The 1,915-nt window shown below is 47.5% G+C and carries 1 protein-coding gene; it reads right to left on the reverse strand.

Annotation, left to right across the window (positions count from 1 at the left end):
- Positions 1–1,915, reverse strand: a 1,915-nt coding sequence (locus EOO50_RS17585; RefSeq protein WP_290841591.1) for a DUF5686 family protein, incomplete at both ends; no start/stop codon positions are given.

The following is a 1,915-nucleotide window of genomic DNA, read 5'->3' on the forward strand; positions in this document are numbered from 1 at the left end:
CAGCCCTTTCGTTCCCGTGCTGAAATTCGCAAAAAATCTTGGATACGGGCTGTCGACCTCGTTTCTCTCGACGCCATCGCCGACAGTTTTTCGGCCGGGAGTATATTCAATCTGGACATTCGTCTCGGCCTGCTTCACCGTGCCGGCAATTACGCCTGACGGATTTTCTGCCGATGGCAATTCCTTGTAATAGTCCAGGCTAAACACCGGTGACGCCGATTCCAGCGTGCGATACGAGAATCCTGTCTGGAACGTCAGGTTTTTTATTGGCTCGATTTCAAACGCGAACGTACTTAAGTTGATGTTCGTCAGTTTGCCGTTGCTGCTGGTCGTGAAAAGTCCTGATGAGGCGAAGCTTCGGCCCAAAACGTCGTTCGTCGTTGTCAGGCTCGCGCCGATCTGCTCGATGTCGCGCCGATTTCCGCCTGAAAGAATGATTCGGTTTTTCTTGTCGATCATCCATTTTCCCGAAAGGCCGTATTTGAACTTGTCATCGTCAAAGCCATACGCAGTATAACCTTGCAGACGCCACGAATCGTTCGGCCCGAAATAGGTCCGTCCGCCGGCGCGTATTCGCGTTCCTTCGACTTCGTTGTAGCCAACTGTCGAGAAAATCGGCCCGTAATCAATTTTGCCAAGATTGATATAGCCGCTGCCCAGGATTTCGACCAGACTCGTCAGTCGCTTAAATTTCTTGTTGGTTTTGAGCGTGTCGAGCATCTGATAAACGCCTTTTTCGTCCTTGCTCAGCTTTTCGAAACGGTTTTCTTCCCAGTATTCATCGGGCTTCTGGTAAACCGAATTATCGACGTAATTGACTTCCTGCTTGTAAAAATCGGCAGGTTTCGGCTTGTTGAATTCGTGATTTCGGAAGTATGTCGTCCGCTTGCCGTAAACGCCGCGCGATTTTTCTTTTTTGCTCAGTGCAAAATCCGACATCATATAATCTTTCGTCAGCAGGAAAACCGAATCGTTCAAAACGTCGAATTCCTGCTCAATATAAATGTCCTTGACCCAGTTGATGTTCGCGCTTTTTGTCGCGGCCATGTTGATGTTCTTGATCGCAAATGTCGTATCGTTCACCCAAAAGTCGCCCTTGAAAGTCAGCTCGCTTTTGCGCCTCGGATAAAACACGATATTGTAGCACCATTTTCCGTCGACGTACGCCGTATCGCGCAGCACATAGTTGTAAACGTCGATTCCCGTGGTCGAAAGCGGGCTGGTGAAACTCTTGTCGAAAAACGTGATGTAGTTGTTGTAAATGTTGTAATCGGCGTAAAGATCTTTGATGAAAGCGATCACCTGCTGATTGTCTGAAAAGCCCGAATTCTTGTTCGCCTTCAGGATTTCCTTGGTTTTCTTCATGACGTTGTCGCCGTAAACGTCTGAAAGCGCTTCGTTGATGAAGATCGGGAGATACGTTTTACCCGTAACACGCGACGTGTCGACGTGGTTGAAAATGAATTCCATCCCGCGGAAAATCTTGTTTTTCATGAACGCGCTGTCGATGGTGTTCATGTCAAATTCGACTTTCTCGTACTTTTCCATTTTGTACTGGTCGAACATGTACAAGCCGTTCTTGCGCTTTCGCGCCCAGATTTTTCTCAAAATATCAAGCGCCGGATTGTTCTTTTTAGACGTTTTTCCGCTGTAGATCACGACTTCCTTAAGCTGGTTGGTTTCTTTCAGCACGACTTTAAAATCGTAGTTCACTGATTTCGGCAAATCGACTTCACGGTCCTGAAAACCCGTAAAAGAAACGATGATCGCCTGGTAGCTCTTATCCGATTCAATATAAAAACGGCCGTCTTCGTTGCTCACTGCGCTTTCGGTCGAGCCTTTAAAAATGATGTTTGCAAAAGGAATCGGCTGATCCTTAACATCGACGACGATGCCGCTGACCTTAGTCTGGGAC

The organism is Flavobacterium sp. (genome assembly GCF_004211145.1).
GTDB lineage: Bacteria > Bacteroidota > Bacteroidia > Flavobacteriales > Flavobacteriaceae > Flavobacterium.